This window comes from Vibrio sp. L85 (assembly GCF_963871815.1).
Classification (GTDB): Bacteria; Pseudomonadota; Gammaproteobacteria; order Enterobacterales; family Vibrionaceae; genus Vibrio; species Vibrio harveyi.
In genome coordinates, this window is the sequence record NZ_CAWMYL010000020.1 from 46,459 (window position 1) to 70,164 (window position 23,706).

General features: G+C 45.3%; 15 protein-coding genes. 4 read left to right on the forward strand and 11 right to left on the reverse strand.

The window, feature by feature from the left end:
• Positions 1 to 95: 95 nt before the first annotated feature.
• Together AACR11_RS03525 and yccS are read right to left on the reverse strand one after the other, a co-directional pair.
• A complete protein-coding gene (locus AACR11_RS03525; RefSeq protein WP_009697258.1) occupies positions 96 to 257 on the reverse strand; it encodes a hypothetical protein in 162 nt (53 codons plus the stop codon).
• Positions 258 to 487: 230 nt separating this feature from the next.
• Entirely contained in the window at positions 488 to 2,641 is a 2,154-nt protein-coding gene (gene yccS, locus AACR11_RS03530) for a YccS family putative transporter (RefSeq protein ID WP_017188884.1), read from the reverse strand.
• A gap of 292 nt (positions 2,642 to 2,933) precedes the next feature.
• Between yccS and helD the strand changes: the two genes are divergently transcribed.
• Entirely contained in the window at positions 2,934 to 5,003 is a 2,070-nt protein-coding gene (gene helD, locus AACR11_RS03535; protein WP_029789921.1) for a DNA helicase IV, read from the forward strand.
• A 101-nt stretch (positions 5,004 to 5,104) separates the two neighbouring features.
• Here the strand turns inward: helD and AACR11_RS03540 are convergent, their stop codons facing one another.
• Entirely contained in the window at positions 5,105 to 5,560 is a 456-nt protein-coding gene (locus tag AACR11_RS03540) for a methylglyoxal synthase (RefSeq protein WP_005447220.1), read from the reverse strand.
• A 64-nt stretch (positions 5,561 to 5,624) separates the two neighbouring features.
• Positions 5,625 to 6,674, reverse strand: coding sequence for a TMAO reductase system periplasmic protein TorT (torT, locus tag AACR11_RS03545; protein WP_079325537.1), 1,050 nt, complete (start codon positions 6,672 to 6,674; stop codon positions 5,625 to 5,627).
• Positions 6,675 to 6,717: 43 nt separating this feature from the next.
• Between torT and torS the strand changes: the two genes are divergently transcribed.
• Positions 6,718 to 9,681 (forward strand): TMAO reductase system sensor histidine kinase/response regulator TorS, encoded by a 2,964-nt coding sequence (torS, locus tag AACR11_RS03550; RefSeq protein WP_029789918.1) that lies wholly within the window; start codon positions 6,718 to 6,720, stop codon positions 9,679 to 9,681.
• Positions 9,682 to 9,779: 98 nt separating this feature from the next.
• Here torS and AACR11_RS03555 read toward each other — a convergent pair whose 3' ends face one another.
• The 6 genes from AACR11_RS03555 to AACR11_RS03580 all read right to left on the reverse strand — a co-directional run bounded on the left by AACR11_RS03555 (position 9,780) and on the right by AACR11_RS03580 (position 18,439).
• Complete coding sequence (locus tag AACR11_RS03555; protein WP_005447215.1) at positions 9,780 to 9,971, reverse strand: hypothetical protein; 192 nt, start codon at positions 9,969 to 9,971, stop codon at positions 9,780 to 9,782.
• 18 nt (positions 9,972 to 9,989) lie between these two features.
• Positions 9,990 to 12,347: a fatty acid cis/trans isomerase gene (locus AACR11_RS03560; RefSeq protein WP_029789917.1), complete on the reverse strand. Its 2,358-nt coding sequence runs from the start codon at positions 12,345 to 12,347 to the stop codon at positions 9,990 to 9,992.
• A gap of 131 nt (positions 12,348 to 12,478) precedes the next feature.
• Entirely contained in the window at positions 12,479 to 14,404 is a 1,926-nt protein-coding gene (locus AACR11_RS03565; RefSeq protein ID WP_029789916.1) for a TonB-dependent receptor domain-containing protein, read from the reverse strand.
• 108 nt (positions 14,405 to 14,512) lie between these two features.
• Positions 14,513 to 15,853 (reverse strand): sensor histidine kinase, encoded by a 1,341-nt coding sequence (locus AACR11_RS03570; protein WP_005447208.1) that lies wholly within the window; start codon positions 15,851 to 15,853, stop codon positions 14,513 to 14,515.
• A complete protein-coding gene (locus AACR11_RS03575; RefSeq protein WP_079325539.1) occupies positions 15,850 to 16,608 on the reverse strand; it encodes a response regulator transcription factor in 759 nt (252 codons plus the stop codon). Before AACR11_RS03575 ends, AACR11_RS03570 begins: the two co-directional genes overlap by 4 nt.
• Before the next feature lie 265 nt (positions 16,609 to 16,873).
• Positions 16,874 to 18,439, reverse strand: coding sequence for an arylsulfatase (locus AACR11_RS03580; RefSeq protein ID WP_005447193.1), 1,566 nt, complete (start codon positions 18,437 to 18,439; stop codon positions 16,874 to 16,876).
• 346 nt (positions 18,440 to 18,785) lie between these two features.
• On the opposite strand from AACR11_RS03580, the gene AACR11_RS03585 reads away from it, so the two are divergent.
• Both AACR11_RS03585 and AACR11_RS03590 read left to right on the forward strand, forming a co-directional pair.
• Positions 18,786 to 20,333 (forward strand): arylsulfatase, encoded by a 1,548-nt coding sequence (locus AACR11_RS03585; RefSeq protein WP_005447192.1) that lies wholly within the window; start codon positions 18,786 to 18,788, stop codon positions 20,331 to 20,333.
• A 149-nt stretch (positions 20,334 to 20,482) separates the two neighbouring features.
• A complete protein-coding gene (locus tag AACR11_RS03590; RefSeq protein ID WP_029789911.1) occupies positions 20,483 to 22,789 on the forward strand; it encodes a multiheme c-type cytochrome in 2,307 nt (768 codons plus the stop codon).
• Here the strand turns inward: AACR11_RS03590 and AACR11_RS03595 are convergent.
• Positions 22,776 to 23,645: a LysR family transcriptional regulator gene (locus AACR11_RS03595; protein WP_033001469.1), complete on the reverse strand. Its 870-nt coding sequence runs from the start codon at positions 23,643 to 23,645 to the stop codon at positions 22,776 to 22,778. The genes AACR11_RS03590 and AACR11_RS03595 overlap by 14 nt on opposite strands.
• Positions 23,646 to 23,706 lie beyond the last annotated feature (61 nt).

A 23,706-nucleotide genomic window follows, 5' to 3' on the forward strand; every position in this document is an offset into this window, starting at 1 on the left:
CCTGATACTGGCATGGTTACTCTCTCACTTGTTATGCTTTTGTTAGCATAGGAAGTGTTGATAATTCGTGCAAGTGCTTTATTTGAACTGTTTGATTACGCAAACAGTTTTGAAAGCATATCACGCTCTTCCGAAGAAAGAAGCGGACTCTCTTTTTTATTAAGGGATAGATTAATTTCACCTTGAAGTGACTTTAACTGAGAAGCCGTCAGTTCATTAATCTTCTTTCTTAATTCATAAAATTCTTGAGTAGTCATCGTGACCTCCCCACATTTCTTGGGTTTCTCCTTCATCAACCCACCTCAGCGACCCTCATGGTCACAATCAAACAGTGTTCTAATATGGTTAGATTAGATTTTGAGTGGTGATTTTTTGTCCGAGAAATGTCAGATGGTGTCAAATGACATGTAAGAATATTCTTATGAATAAGTCTGCTAATCATAAAGGAGTAGAATCATAACCTACTCCTCTGGAACAGTGTTCTTAATCAGTTTACGCGCACGGCAAACTTAGAAGCCAGTGAATGCAACTCGGGTAACATGCGATAGATTAGGTGAAGCTGTTGAAGCACCATTCGTGCAGAATGATCATCTTCATCACGCCACTCATTTAATCGTTGTTCCAAATTCGTGTCATCGATCGAGGACAAATCGCATTCTTCACAATGTTGATGCAGTTGTCGGTGCAGTACGTCTAGGTGCTGGTGAATACAACGGTGTGCATCCAGAACGAGTTGGTGAATCGACTCATCCTCAATTCTTGTACGGTGTGCGCCCAGTGCTGAAATGTAACTCAACATCGCGTGGTTTAGCGTAAGGAATCGGAAACTCTCATCCACGGCTGTACGGTACTTACCCGGTTCCGCCAGCATAGTGCTGATGGCTGAAGATAGGTTGGCATCGGTATTGTGCGCCTGACGACGAGCAATTCGATAGCTCAAGTTGTCTTTCTTACCAATTCGGTACTGACCGATGATCTGTCCAAGATATTGCTTGTTGGCGTCGATTGCATCCGACATGACTTTATGTAGACGTTTTGATTGCCAATCAGGCAGAATCACCATAACAGCACCAACCGCTAATACACAGCCAATCAAGGTATCTGCAAGGCGAGGGAGCACCACAGCGTAGCCTTCGCCCAATTGGTTAAATAGGAACAGCACGAGTAAGGTGATAAAGCCAGTCGCATAACCATAGTTGTTGATGCGAAACGCAAAGAACATCACGCCGGATATCACAATGAAGACCAACTGGCTTTCTTGGGAAGGAAAGAAGGTGAGCAGTGGTACGCCAATCAACAAGCCCGCTAACGTGCCAATCACGCGCGCAGTAAGCTTCTGTCTTGTCGCACTGTAGTTTGGTTGGCAGACAAACAACGTGGTCAGCAATATCCAGTATCCACGATCAATATCGAACGCTTGAATGATCCCATACCCTGCAGTAAGCGCAATCGACATGCGTAAGGCATGACGAAACAACATTGAATCCTTGTTCAAGTTAGCTGAAATGCGTTGCCACATTGCTTTAAGCGTGTGCGGATTGGTGTCATCCAGTACGTCTTCTTCCAATCGTTCAGCATCTGGGTTGTTGATGTTACTCAGTTGCTTTTCCACGGTCGCAAGGTTATTGAACAGGTACGTTAACTGAGCCAATAAGCGCTTCCAGTGACTTTGCTGTTGTTCTTCTAAATAACCCAATGAGTTTTGTAATTCCGCTAATGCCAATATGGATTGATCAGTGTGCGTGTACTCGTTTCCCAACCGAATCGCATGAGCGATATCGCGGCAAGCTTGGGCTTGAGACTCAAGCAAATACTTAAAGCGGAATAAGACGTCAGAGCGTTCGAATTCCGTCGCCAAATCTTGATAGCGATAATGGCTGGAACTCACGCGCTCGTGAATGTCTTGTGCAATAAAGTAGATATTGAGAAAGCGGTCACTCGGACCATCAATATGCCCGCGTTTGGAGCGGCTAAGCAGGGTTGCCTTACAAGCATTCAATGCATTTACGGTGGCTGCGTTTAATCTTGCTGCTTCAATCCGCATCGGCTGCGGGGTTAAGTTCGTTACTGGATGAAACAGCTTGGCTTTCGCATCAAGGTAATTGGCGATTTGCAGGAACACAGTTGCCAGACTTTGCTGAACAGGCTGCATTGGCCAAAACATCTGCCAAATCATCGACATAAAGTAATACCACGCAGCGCCCGTTAAAAGCAGCAATGGTTGGAACCAAATATTGGTACTCTCATGTGCCCCAAGCATGGTGTAGATGGCGATCAACAATGAGCCAAATGCAATGCTGGCGTACTTAGGTCCGATTGCTCCTAGCATGATGAAGCCGAACGTCGAGATAAACAGACCGATCGCAAATGCCCATGGCGTATCAAATAAGATCTCTATTGAGAAAGCAGCGACCGCAAAACAGATAAAGGTGAGAAAGAGGGCTTTTATCCTACCTGTAAAGCTGTCATCACTCTCTGCAAGTGCAGCGGCAATGACACCTAGAATCAGGGGCGTGATTAATGTGTTTTGCTGGAAGTACCATGCGGGGATCACGACGCCTAGTAAAGTGATCAGAATAAGAATGCTGTAGTTGAGAGTTTTGTTTGCCCAAAAGAGGCGGAATTTTAAAGCTGCTTGCACGATGCGCCTTTCGTTGCCGGTGGAAAACGAGAGAAGTTTAACAAACTCACTATAGCGCGTTTATGACCTAATTTAATAAAAATCGTCACTTGCTCAGGAAATCAACAGATTTGTCATTGACTTAACGAATCTACACGGATGAAAGAATATACCGTTGTTCACAAATTCAACAGTAATGTGAATTTTAATTAAGAATACAGACAGAAGGCGATTTGTGCTTCATCCATCGCTACAATTTAGCGGTCTAAAATGATATAAAACGGGAACTTCTATATCAAAAGGCGCACCTTTCATGCAGCTTACTGCCTCTAATAAAGCACAGTTTTTTATTCAAAATGAGTATTACCAAGTCGAAATAAAAGAAAACAGTGTTTTATTAAGCTCAGTGGGTAGTGAAGAACACATCCCGTTTACGATTTGGAATGGCAAAGTTAACGTGAAACGTGGTCTTCTCTGGAGCTCACTTCAGTTTTTTGCTCATGAGCAAGATGGCAAGCAACAAAGCTGGCTTGTGCAAGGTTTACCTTGGCCGCAGTGTCGTAAGTTTGCGGTCGAAGCCGTGCGTCAGTATCAAGATTGGCATAACACCCAATGTCGTAAACTCGCGGAATATCTACCCAAGTGGGAAGATGAGCTGTATCAACTCAAACATCTTCCAGCCTACTTACCTCACTCAAAAGTGCAGTCTTGGGTGACTCAACTGAACGAAGAGCTCATTGAAATCAAAACCAGTTTGGCAGAAGCGAAAATGCGCATGCCTAAACGTATGGCGGAGATTGAACCATGGCTTGCACAAACCTCGCAGACGTTGAGTGAGCGTAACCATGAATGGTTAGAGAACGAACGCCCAAACTGGGAAGTGCTGTTTAGCCGAATTGAATCTTCGCCGCTTAACCTTTCTCAGCAGCATGCGGTGCTCCTTAACGATGACCATAACTTGGTACTAGCCGGAGCTGGTTCAGGTAAAACTAGTGTGCTGACAGCGCGTGTGGCGTACCTTCTACAAAGCCATCAAGCGCAGGCAGAAGAGCTGCTGATGCTGGCCTTTGGTCGTGACGCTGCCAAAGAGATGAAAGAGCGATTGGTCGAAAAAGTTGGCTTGGCGGCAGAAAGTGTTCGCGTTAATACATTCCATCAACTTGGTTTGCGCATCCTAAATCAAGTTGAGACTCAACCCGTCGAAATCAGCCCATTAGCGCTCGATGATAATCAGCGCTCAGCCTGGTGTATTGATTGGCTTAAGAAACATTGGATGACGCCAACAAACTTTAAGCGTTGGCAAAAGCATCTAGATAAATGGCCGATTGCGTACTTGAAAGGTGACGATGAGCTCGGCAGTCACTCGGAAAATCCTAAACTGATTGCTTGGTTAGATAACCAATTGTCTCAACTTGCATCGGTTGGTTTAACCAAGAAACAAGTACAAGAAAAGCTCGTTAATCACCAAGATTACACTCGTTTAAACAGTGAGTTGGCACTTTGCTGGCCGTGCTTTAGTGCGTGGCAAAAGATGCTCAAAGAGACCAATCAAGTGGACTTCCCAACCATGATCAATCGTGCGACCGATTACGTTAAGAAAGGGAAATTCAGTTCACCTTGGCGTTTTATTATGGTGGATGAATATCAAGATATTTCTCCTGATCGCTTGGCGTTGATTGAGGCTCTATGTGAATCCACAGAGAAGCAAGCAGGTGCAACCTTGTTTGCTGTAGGTGATGACTGGCAAGCGATCTACCAATTTGCGGGCGCAGATGTGGATTTGACGACAGGATTCCAAGATAGATTCATTCATTCAACGGTGCATCACTTGGATACGACGTATCGCTTCAACAATCAAATTGGTGATGTAGCAAATACCTTTGTGCAAGAAAACCCGTCGCAATTACCGAAGACACTAAACAGTCACAAACAACGTAAGCAGAAAAGCGTTCACACAGCACCAAGCAACCAAGTTGAGAAGATTCTTGACCAGCTTAACCAACAGGCGAAGAAAACCAAATCTGTGTTGTTGTTAGGACGTAATCATTACCACAAACCAGACTTATACGATGACTGGTTGAAGCGATTCCCGAACTTGGATATTCGCTTTATGACTTGTCACGCGAGTAAGGGTAGAGAAGCAGACTTTGTAATTATTCTATCTGTGGACGAAGGGCAATTCCCTGCGAAGAAAAAACAAGCTCATATTGATGGTGCGCTATGTGAGTCGAAAGACAAGTATCCATACGCAGAAGAACGTCGTTTATTCTATGTGGCAATTACGCGTGCGAAGGAAAAAGTGTGGATCACGCACACGGGAGCAGGGTCCTCATTTGTTCAAGAGCTGGTAAATGGTGATTATCCCATCGTGACGTCAAGATAAGGTATACCTGTTATCGGATTACAACAAAGGCGATACTCAGTATCGCCTTTGTTTTACTTGTGATGAGTTTTATTTGTGACGAGTCGATCCGCTCAGAGGAATTAAGTGCGCTCTGCTATATATGCGTCGTAGTCTGGCACTTCAATATCCACTTCTTGGTCGATCAGTGGAGAGTTGAATAGGAACTTCGCTGTCGCGCGGTTCGTTGCTACAGGAATGTTCCAAACACTTGCAATACGTAGTAGTGCCTTTACATCTGGGTCATGTGGTACAGCATTTAGCGGATCCCAGAAGAACACAAGAACATCGATATTGCCTTCAGAAATCAGCGCTCCAAGTTGCTGGTCGCCTCCCATTGGACCACTGATCATGCTCTTGATCGCTAAGCCCGTTTCTTTGCTTAGCATGTGACCCGTTGTGCCAGTCGCATACAAGAAATGGCTTTGTAGCTTTTCTTTGTTCTCTTTTACCCAACGAAGCAGTTCAGGTTTGCAATTATCGTGGGCAACCAATGCCACATGTTTGTGCGCAGGCATGGTACGAGTTGTTTTTTGCATCAAGTTATTTCCGTTTTTATGATTTTAAAGTTGTTACGGTTCAATAAAACACACTTTTTGCCTATCAATCAACAGCCTTAACGCTGAATGTCGGCCTATATTCTGACGGAGATAACGATTCTTCAATTGTATCGTCGTGAAGTGTCTTTGGCGTCAATGGTTTGATCTGTGGAGACGCATGTTTTTCATACGGTTGATGACGCAAATAGTGCGTCGCTTGAAGGACAGACAAACGGCCTTGTTCTACCATTTTATCGGTTGGAGCGAATAACACCTTATGACGCAATAGTCCACGATACACACCATGACTGAGATACACGGAAACCAAACCAATGTCCTTGGTTTTGTTTGCACTGCGTAGTTCACTGATCGCGGCTTCGATCGCAACGGCACTACCGACAATGTAGTCGATATCGCCCATATCAATAACACGCTGAACTAGGTTACGCTGTAACTCCTTGTCATTATCTGCCCAGTAAGAATCCACGATGTGAATATCGCTGTTCTTTATTGCTTCGTAGAAACCTGCGGTAACCGGTTTGGTACCACCACGCGTTCTTGGACCAAGCAGTAGGGCAATATTGGTTTTACCCGAGCCTTTAGGGTGCTTTTCTGCAAGGTATTTGCCGGCTTCATAGCCCATCCAATACCAGTCCACACCAACCACGCCTTTAAGCAGTTTGGCTTGCTCTGCATCAAGGTCGAGTTGATTTACGGTAGCAAATACAGGCGTATTACCAACCCAGTTTCTCAGGTTGTGCTCATAAGCTTGTGGATCAACGGTACCAAGGATAATGGCATCGGCACCCCATTGAGTGCACAAAGCCAATTGTTGCTCTTGGCGCGTTTTATTGGGATAACCGCCTGCCTCAAGTACGCGCAGGTTAACACCCAGTTTTTCCGCTTCGGAAACCATTCCATAGTTTACTGATAGCCAGTATGAATCCTTTAAATGAGGGTAAATGGCACAGATTTTCTCTGCTGCAAAACTCGGCACTGAAGCGAAAAGTGTCATTGCTAGCGCAGATTGTTTAAAAATTGTGCGAAATGAACGCTGATTTATAACCATGAAATGAAGTTCGTTGGCATAGATTAAGTAAACACTGCAAAATATAACGTAATATGTCGCCGAACACGAATATTAAGGTCAGGAAAATATGTTGCTAGCTACCGCAAGCATCGGTCGTAAACTGTTATTGTCCTTCATTGCGATGGCAATGTTGGTGATGTTATCAGCATTAATCGGTGTATCAGGGTTTTCTCTGGTGGCAAAAACGGAAAGGAACGTGGTAGATGCTGCCATACCAGCAATGATTGAAGCTCGACAAGTGTCAGAGCTCAGTACTCGCATCATTTCATCGGTTCAAATGTTGTCCAATGCGCAAAACGAACAAGAGCGTAAAGAGGCGGGGCGCGTCTTATTTGATCAGCTTGAGTCCTTACTTACTCACATCAAAGAGCTGGGTGGAGAGTCTTTTGATTCACAATTGCTAGAGGCATTGGAAAATAACGTCCAGAACGTCATTAACAACCTGGCGGAGTTAGGTGTCACGGTAGAACGCAAGCTTTGGCTAGCGAAAGAGATCGATACGCGTGTAGAAGAAATGCGCTTATTGAGTGAAGAGTTGGAGCAACTTACGCGTACTCAAGTACAAAACACCAGTACCATTGCCGTTGCGAACGTGACGCATATTTATGATTTGCTTGAATCCAACAAGAAAGATCAAGTGTATCAAGCGCTAGATGCGTTAGTGGAAGTCGACCTAGACCTGACCGAACGACTTCACGAGCTGCATTTACTCGCCTTCAAGATGCTCAACCAAATTGAAGAAGCGCGTACACTGACTAACGTAGACCGTATCCAACAGATCCAAACAGCGTTCGAAGACAACCTAAAAATCATGAAACGCCGAGTGTTAGCGGTAGAAGACCCAACGCGCTCAGAGCAAATGAGCCAACTTCTTACTGAACTGGGTAAACGTCAAGTTGTCTTCACCATTTTGCTTCAACAATATGAGAACAACGAGCAGTCTCAGCAACTAATGCAAAAAACGCTTGAGCTTTTCTCTGAGTTAAACGGCACCGTAAACAAGCTGGTGGATGATTCTAACCAGACTACCCGTATTGCAGTTGAACAACTGACAAGTACCTTGAAATTTGCGCAGTGGTCGCTGACGGTCATTTCGATCATTGGTTTGATCATTGTTGTGCTTATTCTTTGGCGTGTGGTTTACGTGTCGGTCGTGAAGCGCTTGACAGAATACTCTTCGGCGCTGCTTTCTGTTGCGCAGGGCAACCTAGCGGTAGAGCTGGAAGTGAAAGGAAAAGATGAGCTGGCGCATATGGGGCAAGCCATCATTACTGCTCGTAATACGGCGCAAGCCCTCAAGGTGGTTGCTGAGGGCGAAGCGAAAGCCAAGCGTGAATTGGAAGAGCATAAAGAGCACCTCGAAGAGCTGGTTGAGCAACGAACTTCTCAGCTGAAACAAGCAAACCGCCGTTTGAATGAAGAGGTGTTGAACCACGCGAAAGCACGTAAGCAAGCAGAACAAGCCAGCCGAGCGAAGTCTGCCTTCCTTGCTACTATGAGTCATGAGATTCGTACGCCGATGAATGGTGTGCTTGGTACGGCACGTCTGCTGATTGATTCCGGTCTGAACCCAATTCAAAAGCGTTACGCAGAAATCATCAACCGCAGTGGTAAAACGTTGCTGGCGATTTTGAATGACGTTCTGGATTACTCGAAAATCGAAGCCGGACATTTGGAGATCCGCAGTTTAGGTTTCGACTTGCACCAAATGATTGAAGACACATTCCAGTTGATGAACGGCAAAGCGCAAGAGAAAAAACTGCTGTTCTCTTACCATATCGAAAGTGATGTAGGGCGATACTGGAGAGGGGATGTTACGCGCATCAATCAAGTTCTAAATAACTTAGTGGGTAATGCGATTAAGTTCACCGAACAAGGTGAGATTGACATCTATGTCAGCTTGAACCCAGAAGATGAATCGCAAGTTCTGTTCGAAGTCTCGGATACCGGTATTGGCATTGCAAAGAAAGACCAAAAAACCTTATTCGATGCCTTTACACAAGCTGAAGGCGGTTTGAACCAAACTGGTGGTACCGGGTTAGGTCTTGCTATTAGCCGCCGTATTATTCAAGCAATGGGGGGCCGTTTGGATGTGGATTCGGACGAAGGACATGGCAGCCGTTTCTGGTTCTCCATTCCTTTAGAAGAGAGTGAGCCTGTAGAGACGGTTTCCATCGCGAGCGCTCGTTGTAAAGTGAAAGCGAAAGTTCTGCTAGTAGAAGACAATCCTGTAAACCGTGTTGTGGCGGAAGGTTTCTTAGAGAGCATGGGACACCAAGTTATTATGGCAGAAAATGGCTTAGAGGCGGAGCAGATCATTGACAAGCACGATTTCGACATTGCACTGGTCGATATCAACTTGCCAGATTGTAACGGTGCTGATTTAATCCACCGCCTTAAACGCATAGAGCGCAACAAACCAGCGGATAAAGCACTTGCACCAACACCAATGGTGGCGGTTTCTGCTCATGTATTTGCTGAAGAAGTGGAAAGCTATTTGGCGGCGGGATTTGATGGCTACTTACCAAAACCTATGGAAAAAGAAGCTCTTGCTGCGCTCATCCAAGATATGTTGGATGGCAAACAGTTGCTGCTTCCTCAAAGTGGGGAATGCATCCCACATGATGAAATAACAACAACGACCGACAACAACGAATCGGCGGTCACAACAGACACGATAGCAGAGGAGCCAGCAATGGTTATCATCAACCCTAATGTGATTCAGTCAGACATGAAGATTTTGGGCAGAGAAAAGATGCTGCACATCATTGATTTGTTCAGACAAACTAGCGCTGATGTACTAAGCCAAATGGAAACGTCTTCAGAAAGCGGTGACAGCCGAGGCGTGAAAGATCTTGCCCACAAATTGAAAGGCAGCGCAGGCAGTTTAGGTCTGACGGCACTAATGAATACATGCCAATGTGTTGAAATTGCCGCTGAGCCATTGGAGGCGTACGCCACACACCAAGGTGCGCTAAAAGAGCAAGTTGATGAGTCGATTCATGCCCTTGATAACCTGATGGCTGAATAAACGTCTATTTTGCTACCTGCTTGAGCCAGAAGGTAAATTCGAGCAAGCAGATCAATGCCGATAAACAAAAACCTCCGGTTTACGCCGGAGGTTTTTTTCTATTCGGTCAGATCATCTTCCCACTCAAACCGAGTGTCTAATGCATAAGGATCATCTTCGAACGGATGCTCCATTCTGCCACGCAAGTATTCGAGTTGGTGCTCAAGCATGTTGACCGTATCGTAATCCCCCTCTGAGCAAGCAACGTAAATCTGTTGCTCGAGAGCGGCAATGTTGTCTCGGATACTCATGAGAACCCCCTTAAATCATCATCGATTCTCAAAACGATTATAGTCAAGTAAACCAAATTCGATCGGTTGATTTGTACGATACCAATCGTGGATACGATCGCTAAACGGCCAGAACTTTTCTGAGCTTCGGCGAATCGCAAAATTATCCAGTAACTTAACGTAATCTGACTCGGATTTTAGAGCACTAAATTGATCGACAAATTCTTTTACCTGATTTTCGTTAATTGAGAAAAACGCAGCTGGGTAACTGCCAACAACACCTCGAACGATGGTCATATCATCATTTGCGAAGTCACGGTTACTTTCTTCATCAAACAAACTAGAAATATTGATATGCGCGTTATTATGCAGCAGGGTAAACAGCTCATCTTGACCGGAATTACTGCGCACCATCAGCATGGTGATTTGCGGCACAGTTTGGAGTCCCTCTCCACGAACTTGGTTGATGCTTGCCAACTGCTGCTCACTCTCCACCGTTAGTGCGGTATCTACAATGTCATAACGTGGTAACAGGATAGGTGAAACCTGCTTGCGCAAGATGTCGAGCAGTTCGGATTTCGGGTCGTCAGTATGGTACACAACGCTAGTCGGTTGGCTAAATGGTGCGACATTACGCTGCAAGAAGTCGCTTAGCTGACGCGGTTGATCTTGGTACCAACTTGAATGCTCTTGATGACGCATATCGGCAGGCAATAGGGCAATAAAATTACTCTCCCCTTCAAGACGAAGGAAGTCCATGAACATACGAGTGATCAACTGATGACCAAAGTTGCCGTAAACATCAAACCCAGCAACGAGAAGGTAGTGAATTCGCTCAAGTAGGGCATAGTCCAGCACCCAAGCTGTTTTTGGTTGTTCTCCGACTAAACCCTGCACGACAGATGCACTGTCAAAGTGGCGGAATACCGTTAGCGCTGCATTCGGATTGGTGCCGTTACCATCCCAAATCACATCCGTAGAAAGATGCTCGCCGTTTTTGAACCATTTGTTGATGAAGTCTGATTTAGCCTCTAGGTAACGAGCTTGCTGGCGTGAGTATTTCACCCAGTTTGTTACTGGTACGGTATTGCTTTCTAACTCGCCCGGAAGCTTCAAATTGTCTGCTTGTGAACGATAAAACTCATTCACCTCGGGAATATCTGCTTTGTCTGGATCGAGGAAGAACACCCAAAAACGGTCGTTAATTACATTCAATGCTAATTGACCGCGACACACCGGACCTTTGATGTAAGCCATAATGGTGTTTTGTGCATTATCCAGCATGAACTTGAAGCGAGATTTCACTGGTAGGTCAATGAATGCAGTCATTGGGTTAGCAGCGACTTCTGGCTCGTAGCTTGGCAGTTGTGCCACTTTGTAATCGGCATCAATGAACCACTTTTCCCAGTTATCAATGCGTTGTTTATTCAAGGCAAACGGCATGTGGGTCTTATCCACGATAGTGCCTTGCTCTGGAATAATACGGTAGTAAACGCGTTCCACTTTGGGGTCATCATATGGACGACGTGTGGTAATGCGTTTTACAGGCTCGCCGGGAGGCGTCGCAGAGCGAACTAATATAAAGAATCGAGGTTGTTCTCCATCTAATTCAGAGAAATATAGGTGAGATAAGAACAGATGTTCGTAAATGTAACGAGCAGCAAGTTGATTCTTACGAGAGCCCTTGTTGAGTAACGCTTCGTACTTGTCTACTTCTGTTTGTTGTTGCTCGGTTAACGGTACATGTGCGTTCATGATCGCGCCGTTCTTTAACCAAAGCATCAATGTTTGATACTCCGCTGAAGTTAAGTTCGGCATACCAAAAGGCATTCCCCATGTTGGGTTGTCTTGCTCATATTGCGCGTATTCTTCAATGGTCGGACAGGTTTGTTCACGATCGATAGAAAAATCGAAGCCTTCTAGCTGAACTTGGTCGGGAAGAGGGTGATGTTCCTTTTGTTGCAGCATTCGTGCAATTAGACCTGCATCCATGTTAGCCGCCATGCTCTGCTCACGTTCGTTAAGCACAGGATGGAAGCCAGCGTCACGCCACTCCTGAGTGGTTTGTGCATCTTCAAATAGACGAGTTGGGGCAGCGGCAGTGAGGCGAGTGCCTTCATATACTAAAGCTTTGCTTGCTCCGCGGTCTATGCCTTCTACGGAAGAAAGTTTGAGCTGACAAGGGGCATCGTAGCAGGCATGGCAAACCACACAGCGATTATCAACAATAGGTTTGACATCATGTTGAAAGAAATCCGCTTGTGGCGTATCAATCGTTGCGGTTCGCTCGCGAACTTGTTCAGGACCAAACAGTTTATCGTAGTTTAGTCCTGCATAGGTCGCACAACCCGCAAACAGAGTGGCAATAGACAGTGTAAAAATTAAACGTAAATTCATTGAGTTATTTTGAGTAAATTGAATTTGCGTTAATTAAAGCAAAATACGCCGCTAAATACCAAAAATCGGAGCAATTCGCCCCGATTTCTGAGTTGTTATCGTTAGGTCAATGGCAATGTACTCACTCGAACCTAGAACGCGTAAGTGACGTTAAATCGGAAGTCTCGACCAGGGCTCGCATACCCTTGTGCTACTGGGCTTCCGATGTATGCCATGTATGAGGCATGGTCGAAGTAGTACTTATCAAAGACGTTCTTCACCGATAGGGTTAAGGAAAGTTCTTCATCAGCTAATGGCATCCAGTATGCGTAAACGTCATGCACACCATAGCCTGGCTTTTCTGGATGGACGGTTGGATCCGCTACATCGGTCAAGCGTTCAACAAATCGTGCATTCCAACCAAACTCAAGGGTTTCCATTGGTTGGTAGATAAGATCAAGTACCCAAGTATCACCAATCGATGTTCCCAATGTGGAATCTTCATCAGAAAGCGGTGTGCCGTTTAGCTCTGGACGGGATTGGTTGTAACTCAATCGAGCTGATACATCAGCAATTGCATAGCCTAAGTAAGCGGTAACACCTTGGTTATCTAAATCGCCCACGTTGGTGTAAACCGCGCCTTGGTTTGTTACCACGTCTTTGATTGTGCTATCGAAGAAGGTGACGCCAGCAAAGAAATCATCGTATTGGTAATTTGCCCCTAGCTCTAAGTTGCGTGCTTCTTCAGGTTTACGATTTGGGTCATTTTCGCGGTAATCGATAACAAACAGTTCTTTGATTTGTTGACCACGGAACGCTTCCGCATAACTAGCAAATAGGTTCAAGCCTTCCAACGCATTGTAATTAATACCTACGTTAGGGCTAAAACCGTTTGAGTCGAAGTCTTGGTCCTTGTTATCGGTTAACTCGTACCAATCGTAACGAGCACCAGCGGTTAGAATGATGGTTTCTGTTAACATCCAATCATCTTGGACAAACAGACCATAGACTGTGCCTTTTTCTTCATCATCCTTTTTACCATCGTAGTTGGTTTCAAATTCCGATTTGTCTTTCTTGTAATCCAAGCCATAGACCAAAGTGTGGTCAGTCAATTTACTCGTGTTGAATATCTTTATACCAGTAGTCTGGATCGAACCATCACTGGTGCCCCAGCGGGGGTGATCTTTATGAGCTAAGCGACTATCGGTGTAGTAGAGCGTGGTGTCTAAATTAAACAATTCGCTTGCTGCGTATTTGTGATTCAGAGTAAAAGTAGAACGATCGGTTTCTTGATCGAGAGGCGCATTTTTAAAGCTTGGCTGGAAGTGAGGGCGATTTAAACGTCGACCATCATCATTGCGGTAATCGTAACTGATAGATAAGTAATGTTCGTCATTCAACTGACCAGAAAGCTTTAGAAGCGCAATTTGTTGCTCTAACGCTGTGTAGGGTTGTTCCTGACCTTTACCGTCTTCGATGTTATCGCCGTCGACGTAACCAAATGAAGCCAGAAGACCAAGCTGATCAGCGACTTCTCCGTATAAACTTGCTGAAACCTTGTAACCCTCATTATTGGTGTAATAACCGCCTTTTAGCATCGCACCATAGGTTTCACCTGCGGCAAGGAGATCGTGTGCATCTTTAGTGGTGAACTTAATCGCGCCACCGAGTGCACCTGGTCCGTCTGTTGCACGACCTGCACCAGCACTCACATCAACTTGCTTGAGAAGTTCAGGTTCAATAGAGAGTCGACCTTGATGGTGGAATAGGTTACCGGATTGCTCTGCACCGTCGATAGATACATTCAACATGGTATCTTCCAGACCACGGACATAGACCTTTTGAGAAACGCCAGAAGAGCCACCGACGCTAACTTCTGCATCTTTACGGAAAATGTCGTTCAAGTCTTGCGCTTGGGATTTAGCGAGCTGATCGGAATCGATAGTGATATCGACGCCTTCAGGCGTGTGCCCAGTAACTTCGACAATTTCGATGCCATCCTTGGCGTATGTCGCTTGTGATGCAACTAAAAGCGCGATGGTAAGTGGGCTTAGCTTAAATACGGTTGAAGCAGACACCGTAACCTCCATTGTTAATGAGAATTATTATCGAGTGAGATTTTGGTTATTCTTCCACTCTGAGTAAACGACTTTTACAACTGTTACAATCCTTGCAGTGAGCTGGAGTTAGCGTCGTTTAGGTAATGAAATATCCATCGTCAATCCCTTTGGTTCTGCGTTGTAAGCGGTGATTTTGCCGCCTACTGCTTCGATGTGGCGCTTGGCAAGCGCAAGACCTACACCAAAGCCTTTTCGGGATGTAACTTGGTTATTTGCTTTAAAGAAGGGTTTGAAGATTTGTCGATACAGACTAGGGTCGATACCCGGACCTGAATCAGTAATCAAGATTTGATAATGATTGGATTTGGTGAGAACACGAATGTCTAACGTTTCTTTTGTTTGCGTGTATCGCAGACCGTTACGAATGATGTTCTCCAAAGATTGGCTGAGCGCCATTTGGTTCGAATCTTGTAGAGGAAGAGAATGATCTTGCAGCAATGAAACCTGTTTATCCGGGTATTCAAAACGCGCATCTTCTACGATGATTTCAATTAGCTCGGCGAGATCAAACGACTCGGTTCTTAAGTTTGGTTGCTCATTTTCAATCCACGCAAGGGTCAGTGTGTCTTCGGCGGTCGCTCGCATTTTTTGAGTATCGCTTTTGATTCGTTCTAGCATTTGCTCGCGTTCGATATTTTTATCTACGCAGTCAATTGCCATCTCAATTCGAGCGAGTGGGGTACGTATCTCATGTGACATGTCCGCAATAAGGTTGCGGTTGTGCTGAATCACATCTGACGTTCGTTCCGCCATTTTGTCGAAAGTACGAGCGACTTGGCTAATCTCGTCGCTGCCTAGTTTCATGGTATGCCCAATACGAGCAGAGTAATCGCCCTGACTGAAGGCTTGGCTGGCACGATGAAACTGCTGTAAGGGGCGCATAACATAGCGGTACAAATACACAGTAAGTGCTAGTAGAGAAAGAAAGGGAATCACAAAGCGAAACAACCAAAACGCGTGAGACATGTAGGTTCCCGGTCGCATTCGATCTGGTAGCAGAATCAAAAAGTGGTATCCGAATGGAGAGAGTGGGACTTCCATAATTGGGTTGTCTGGGAAATCGAGGTGAATCTTCCACTCTACACTTCGACCAATTCCATAACCTTGCCAAAAACGTTGGTTGAGCGGGTTCCCTCCTTTTACGTCAAGATGGGATTGCAACACGGTTGCCCAAGTTGATTCTTTGATAGCAAGCTCTTCCAGCCAAACATCAAGTCCGTGCCAATCTTGTTGGTCAATGAAGGTTTGTGCGGTATTGCCCCAATCTAAAATTTGTTGACGATGAGACTTCTTTAAATAGCTCATTTTCTCGTTAGAGAGGATGGCAGCACTATGAATCAGAGAGAAAAAGATCACCACTCCAAGGGATAAGACGATAAATAGCCGCCAAAACAGCATTTTTTTCATTTAAAAATGTATCCCTTGCCATGAACGGTTTGGATGCGGTCGTTAGACATTCCCTCTGCGATGAGGCGCTTGCGTACTCGGCTTAAGTGCATATCAAGAGCACGGTCGTATTGACTGAACTGACGCTCTAGAACGGTCTGATAGAGAAAGGGTTTACTTAACACTTCACCGCGATGTTCGATTAAAGTCCAAAGTAACTTGAACTGAATCGGTGTGAGTTGAACAGGTTCCATTTCTGGGCGGCGATGAAGCGTAACGGAATGCGTCTGCTTACTGAGAAGAAGCTCTCTATCACTGAGTTTTGTGGCAGAGTTAGCTTGTTGAATCAGTTGGGTTCGGCGCAGTATCGCTTCAACACGTAAGCTAACCTCGGTGAAGTTACAGGGTTTAGTAATGTAATCATCAGCACCATATTTAAGACCTTGAATCCGATATTCTTCCGCACCGTAAGCGGTGAGCATGACAACGGGGGTTTGCGACTGAGATCGAATCACATTGAGCACTTCAAATCCATCAAGGTTAGGTAGGTTCACATCTAAAATCACCAAGTCGAACGTTTGTTGATGAAATGCGCTTACTCCATCGTCACCACTGTACATAGAACTCACGTTGTAACCTTGCTCTTTGAGTAGTTCTGTGAGTTGAAGGTTGAGGTCGGGATCATCTTCAACTAACAAAATAGAAGGAGCAGTTGAGGGAGCACTAGAAGACCAGTTTTGATGAGAAGTGCTAGTGGCTGACGTTGGACTGAACATGTTGATGCATTACTCATTACTTGATAATGCGAACTATTATCAAAAATCAACTGGTGAAAATCAATGTGCTGAATGAGAAAGCTATCAGTTATTAGTAATAGAGCGTCAAAGTGCGACCTAATTAGAAGTTTCGTTATCTGAGAGGGAGGTGATGCGAACGTGTGATATAGGGCGGTCAATTAGTAAAGAACAAGCGACCAACGGCTAAAAGTGAAAAAAGAAAACCCACCAGGCTGGCGGGCTTTTTCGGTAGTAGCAAAAGAAACTATTTCATTTTCTTAACTTCTTGCTGAAGTTGTTCTAGCTGTTTCATTTTCCCTTGTAGACCAAGAGATTGGTAGCTAATTGATGCAGGGTTCATCATTTGACCTTGCTGCATTGGGTAATCCGGTAGTGTCTTGAAGAACTCACCTAGCACGTCTTGGATAGGTACAAACAACCACATGTTGTCAGCCATCCAGCGCAAGTACATACCAGACTCGTGAGGCGCTTTCTCGAATGGGTCAGCACGTAGGTGGATGATCTTAGGCCAGTTTGGTGCGAAGCGTACCGCGTCCGTAATGTTACCTTCTAGTGTTGCGAAATGCAGTTTCCAATCGTTCCAGCGAACTGCGTTTAGCTCACCGTTTGCTGTGAAGTACAGTAGTGATTCACGCGGACCTTTCTCTTCTTTACCTTGGAAGTAAGGCATGAAGTTGTAGCCATCAATATGTACGCGCCAGTCTTTGCCATTTGCTTTGTAGCCTTTAGCCAGTTTCTCTTTCACGTCAGGAACGCCTGCTGCTGCCATCAGTGTTGGTAACCAGTCTTGGTGCGCCATCATTTCGTTGATCTTAGTACCTGGTTCGATTACGCCAGGCCAACGAACGAGCTGAGGAACACGCATACCGCCTTCCCATGTCGTGCCTTTTTCACCGTGGAATGGTGTTGCACCGCCGTCAGGCCACGATACAGTCTCTGCACCGTTATCGGTTGAGTAGATAACGATGGTGTTGTCTGCGACGCCTAGCTCATCCAATTTGTCCAGTAGAATACCCACTTGATCATCATGCTCTAACATGCCATCGGCGTAGATACTGATGCCTGATTTACCTTGGTATTTCTCTTGAAGGCGAGTCCATACGTGCATGCGTGTTGTGTTATGCCAGATGAAGAAAGGCTTGTCCGCTTTTACGGCTTTTTCCATGAACGCCAATGACGTTTCTAGGAATTCTTCATCGGCATGCTCCATACGCTTACGCGTCATAGGACCTGTGTCTTCGATCTTACCGTCAGCAAATGACTTGATTACACCGCGAGGGCCGTAGTTTTTACGGAATTCAGGGTCTTTCGGGTAGTAATATGTTTCTGGCTCTTCTTCAGCGTTTAGGTGGTAAAGGTTACCAAAGAACTCGTCGAAACCATGGTTAGTTGGCAAGTGTTGGTCTTGGTCACCCAAGTGGTTCTTACCGAACTGAGCCGTCATGTAGCCTTGCTCTTTTAACAAGTCTGCAATGGTCGGTGCCCAATCAGGGATACCGTGAGTTGAGCCTGGCATACCAATTGTAAGCAAGCCAGTACGGAACGGTTCTTGGCCTGTGATGAATGCTGCACGGCCTGCAGTACAAGATTGCTGACCGTAGTGATCAGTAAATAGTGCACCTTCGTTTGCGATACGGTCGATATTCGGGGTTTCGTAACCCATCATACCTTGGTTGTATGCACTGATGTTCCAGTAACCAACATCATCACCAAAAATCGCTAGGATATTCGGTTTGTCTGCCGCCACTGCTGCGCTTGAGGTTGCCAGTACGCCGAGACCGACAGCCAGCTTGCTCATTTGGTTAGCCATAAAAACTCCAAATTGGTTGAAAGTTGGAAGAGAAGCTTAGGGACCGCCTACGCTTCGTTGGCTATTAAGTTAATGATGCAATTGAAGAATGTCGCTTTATAGTGTTTATAACCATAAGTTATGCAGACGCGTAACTCTTTGTTTTCTTGGTTTAATATTCAAACCTTACCTTTTGTATGGAAAACTGAAGCGAGACTTGGGTCACGTTAATTCCCCTTTGGTTTAGAGCTTATAAGACCTTAGTTTTAACTTAATTTTAATTATGCTATTGGATTCGCATTAGTCTGTTTTGTGAGCTATATGTTTGTGTGCAGGATGCACTTTTCTAATACAGACAGAGGTTTATATGACAGCGAATTATGGCGTTAAACGCCGATTAGCGATTCTTGCCGCTGCTTTTATCGGCGCGACAAGTAGCAGTATCGCAGCAGAAAAACCGAACATTCTGGTTATCTGGGGTGATGATATTGGTCAGTCGAATATCAGCGCCTATACGTTCGGCCTCATGGGCTACAAAACCCCAAACATCGATAGAATCGCAAAAGAAGGTATGATGTTCACCGACTACTATGGCGAACAATCATGTACCGCGGGTCGCTCCACCTTTATTACGGGTCAAACAGTGCTGCGAACCGGCTTGAGTAAAGTTGGTCTTCCGGGGGCTGACCTAGGCTTGCAAGCAGAAGATGCAACGATTGCAGAAATGCTTAAACCTTTAGGTTATATGACGGGGCAATTTGGTAAAAACCATTTAGGCGATAAAGACGAACATCTTCCTACCAATCATGGTTTCGACGAATTTTTTGGCAACCTTTATCACTTGAACGCCGAGGAGGAACCGGAAAATGTTGATTACCCGAAAGACCCAGAATTCCGTAAGAAATTTGGTCCTCGTGGTGTCATTAAATCCTTTGCTGATGGCAAAATTGAAGATACGGGACCGCTCACTCGTAAGCGAATGGAAACCGTAGATGAAGAAACGCTAGATGCGGCACTTGATTTTATGGATCGGGCGGTGAAAGCCGACAAACCGTTCTTCGTTTGGTGGAATGCCACACGCATGCATTTCCGCACTCACGTCAAAGAAGACAACTTGGGCAAAACTGGCATCAGTTTTTATGCCGACGGCATGGTTGAGCACGATAACCATGTTGGTCAGCTATTGAAGAAAGTGGATGATCTTGGCATTCAAGATAACACCATCGTATTTTACTCCACTGATAACGGTCCACACATGAACTCCTGGCCAGATGCAGGTACAACGCCATTCCGTGGTGAGAAAAACACTAACTGGGAAGGCGCATTCCGCGTTCCCGCTATGGTTCGTTGGCCGGGTAAAATTGAGCCGGGAAGCGTGTCTAACGAGATCATGCATCATATGGACTGGATGCCAACATTCCTAGCGGCAGCAGGCGATGATCAAATCAAAGAGAAACTCCTGAAAGGCTATAAAGCAGGAGATAAGACGTTCAAAAACCATCTTGATGGTTACAACTTCCTACCTTACCTAACTGGTAAAGAGGACAAAGGGCCACGTGAAGAAATCTTCTACTTTACAGACGATGGTGATTTGAGCTCACTGCGTTTCCGCAACTGGAAGATCGTATTCCTAGAGCAGCGCGCGAAAGGTACGTTGCAAATTTGGGCTGAACCGTTTACACCGTTGCGTGTGCCTAAGATCTTCAATCTACGCATGGACCCATACGAAGTCGCAGATATTACGTCGAACACGTATTACGATTGGTTGATCGACCATGCGTACATGCTTGTTCCTGCACAGGCTTATGTGGGCAAGTTCTTAGAAACATTCCAAGAATTCCCTCCAAGGCAGAAAGCTGCGAGCTTCTCACTTGATCAGGTGATGGAGAAACTGCAAGAAAGTCACAATAAATAGATTGATTGCAACCAAATGTGGGGCTCTTCGGAGCCTCTTTTTTTGCGCCTCGTTTGAGTTTTTCTTAAAACCTATGTAATTGCTTGTCTAAAAAGAAAAAACACTTCTATCTTTGATCAGAGAATAAAAAGAATCACACAAGGACAGTTATGACTCAGTGGGCAAGTTGGAAGCAGACCTTAACTGGTCTTGCAGCGCTCGTCAGTTTTTCTCTGTTTGCGCAGGAAACACCGCAATCAACCGAATCATCAACGCTAACTTACGTAGGCAGTGAAGCTTGCGTAGATTGTCACCAAAAAGAAACCAAAGCGTGGCAAGGATCTCATCATGATATGGCGATGAGGCATGCTGATGCACAGTCCGTATTGGGTGACTTTAACGAGCACACGTTTACATTCGAAGGAAAGCCAAACCGTTTTTATCGAAAAGGGGACGAGTATTGGGTCAATATCCAAGGTCCAGACGGAGAGTGGCACGACTACAAAATTAGCTACACCTTTGCATGGGAACCGCTTCAACAATACATGGTGGAGTTTGAAGATGGACGAGTTCAGCTCATTCCTTTTGCATGGGATTCGAGAACCAAGCAACAAGGTGGTCAGCGCTGGTTTCACCTATATCCAGATACCACGCCAAAAGATGAATTCTACTGGACGAATACGGGGCAAAATTGGAACTTCATGTGTGCCGATTGCCACTCAACGAATCTAGAAAAGAACTACGACGCCAAAACCAATACGTATTCAACCACGTGGTCTGAGATCAATGTGGGTTGTGAAGCGTGCCATGGCCCTGCCAGCGAACATGTAGAGCTTGCCAAACAAGCGGAAAAATCTGGAAATACCATCGTCTCAGCGAATCACTACGGTTTTGACCGAGATTTAGGTCTGGCTGTAAAAGAATGGGTCTACGAAGAAGGGCACAGTACGCTCCAGCCAAAAGAAATAGCGATGACGCACCAAGTTCAAACGTGCGCGCAGTGCCATAGTCGTCGTACGCAGCTCAACGAAACTGAAGATCACGTAAAAGGTTCCTTCCTAGATAAATATCGTCTTAGCTTAATCACACCAGAGCTCTATCATCACGATGGTCAAATCTATGACGAAGATTACGTTTACGGTTCATTTTTGCAATCTGCCATGGCAGAAAAAGGCGTTACTTGTACTAACTGCCATGATCCGCATACCGCAGAGTTGAAGATCCCAGAAGAAGCGGTTTGTGCTCAGTGCCATATTGCGTCTGACTACATGCCGGAAAATCACACTTTCCATGAGGCAAATACTGAGGCATCGCAATGCACAACTTGTCACATGCCAGAAACGACTTACATGCAAGTGGACCCGCGTCGTGATCACAGTTGGCATGTGCCGCGCCCAGATTTGAGTATGCATATTAATACGCCAAACGTCTGTACGTCTTGTCATGAAGACGAAACCAATCAGTGGGCAGATAAGAAAATAGGCGAATGGTTCCCGAATTCAAAATACCGAAATCAACAACACTTCGCGGTCGCATTTTACGCGGATTCTATTGGTCATCGTGGTGCGCCTGATGCATTAGCATATTCGGCTCAAGACGCATCGTTAAGCGATATTATTCGTGCGTCTGCTTTAGAACGTATGGGTGGCAATGCCGGACAGAACACTTTGGTTTCATTAGCGAGGGCAGTAAAACATGAAAGCGATATGATCCGTTTGGGTGCCGTTGCTGGTTCTTCTGGTTATGAATTTAGCGATCGTTGGCAAATTCTCGAACCATTACTAACTGACCCAGTATTGTCCGTTCGCGCTGAAGCCGCGGCTGCTTTGGTTCGTCATTATCCAGAAATGAATCCGCTGCAACGCGACAAGATCAAACAGCCGTTGGAAGACTACATGGCAATCCAGCGTTTCAATGCGGATCGAGGTTTTGGACGAACCAACCTAGCAAATGTCTATCGAGATCTTGGAGAAACAGGTAAAGCCATTGCGTCTTATCAAAAAGCCATTGAAATAGAGCCTTACTTTGAAAACAGCTACGCCAACTTAGCGGATTTGTACCGTACACAAGGTAACGATAGAAGAGCACTAGAAACCTTGATGGCAGGGATTGAAGCGCAACCTAAATCGAGTGCTTTGCCTTACAGCGCTGGTTTGGCATGGCTTCGTGTTGGAGATGGCGTTAAGGCAAACCAATATTTGAAACAAGCGGCTGAAACGGCAGAACACAACCCGCAGTATTGGTATGTGTATGGCTTGGCCCTAGAGAAGAGTGACATACTCGCGGCAAGCAAAGCACTGAGCACAGCCTACCAAGTGGGTGGAAATCCGCAGCATTTGTACGCCGAGTGTGAAGTGTTAGCGCGCAACTATAAACAAGGGGCCGTAGCTTTTGCTTTTGAACAATGTGTTAAGCAGCTTGCAGAAGTGGCTCCAGCGGAGGTTGTTCAACGCTTGAGAGCCTCTATAAATCAATAGGTGCTGGATTGGTAGACTCCAACTGATGTTGAATTTGTTCTCTTAAGCGTTGATGGGCAGGGTTGTGCTCGTCGCGCTTATGGTAGACAAATTTATAAGGAATACGCTCTATTTCTATTGGACAATCAAGCACTTGTAATTTAAGTGCTTTACTCCATTTCATCGCAAACGAGCGTGACACGACACCGAGGCAATCACGTTGTGCTACATACATTGCCATACCTGCTAATGATGACGTCACGATCTCGACATTTCGCTCCTGAATCGGCTCTTTTGCCAACTGTTCAAAACCGGACGTGTTATTCCATTTTCCTGAAAACATGCAGTGATTCTCATGATAGAAGGCTTCTTTGCTGAGCGAACCTTGAATTCTAGGGTGGCTTTGGCGACAGATCACCATGGCGGGCTCGTCGTAAGCCGTTTCTATCACGAATGAGGAGTCCTTAGTGATGATAGTATCAATCACCAAGTCCATTTTCTGTTGGCGAATCTGTTCAAAAAGTAAGTATTTTTCCGGTGGAGATTCGTGGAATACCACGTTCTCAATCGGATTTAAGCTATGGAGCAAGGTTTCGGAGCAGCAAACTTGAAAAGAGGTACGTTCAGAAATGGCGTTGTCGACAATACTTACGGCTTGGCGAAACTGCGGCATCAATTGATAGGCAGTCGAGGTTGGTGCAATACCACGACCTTGTTTCACAAACAGCTGCTTGCCTACTACTTGCTCTAGTCGCTTTATTGAGGCGCTAACAGCAGGCTGTGTAACTCCTAAATGGTCTGCTGCTTTGGTGTATGACTGGTACTCAGCGACAACCAAAAAAGTCTGAATCAAGTTTAAGTCCATCTTCTTATCCATAAACTGAATTTATGTATTAACGTATCTGAACTCTATTTATCCGTCAAATTACAAGTTTTAT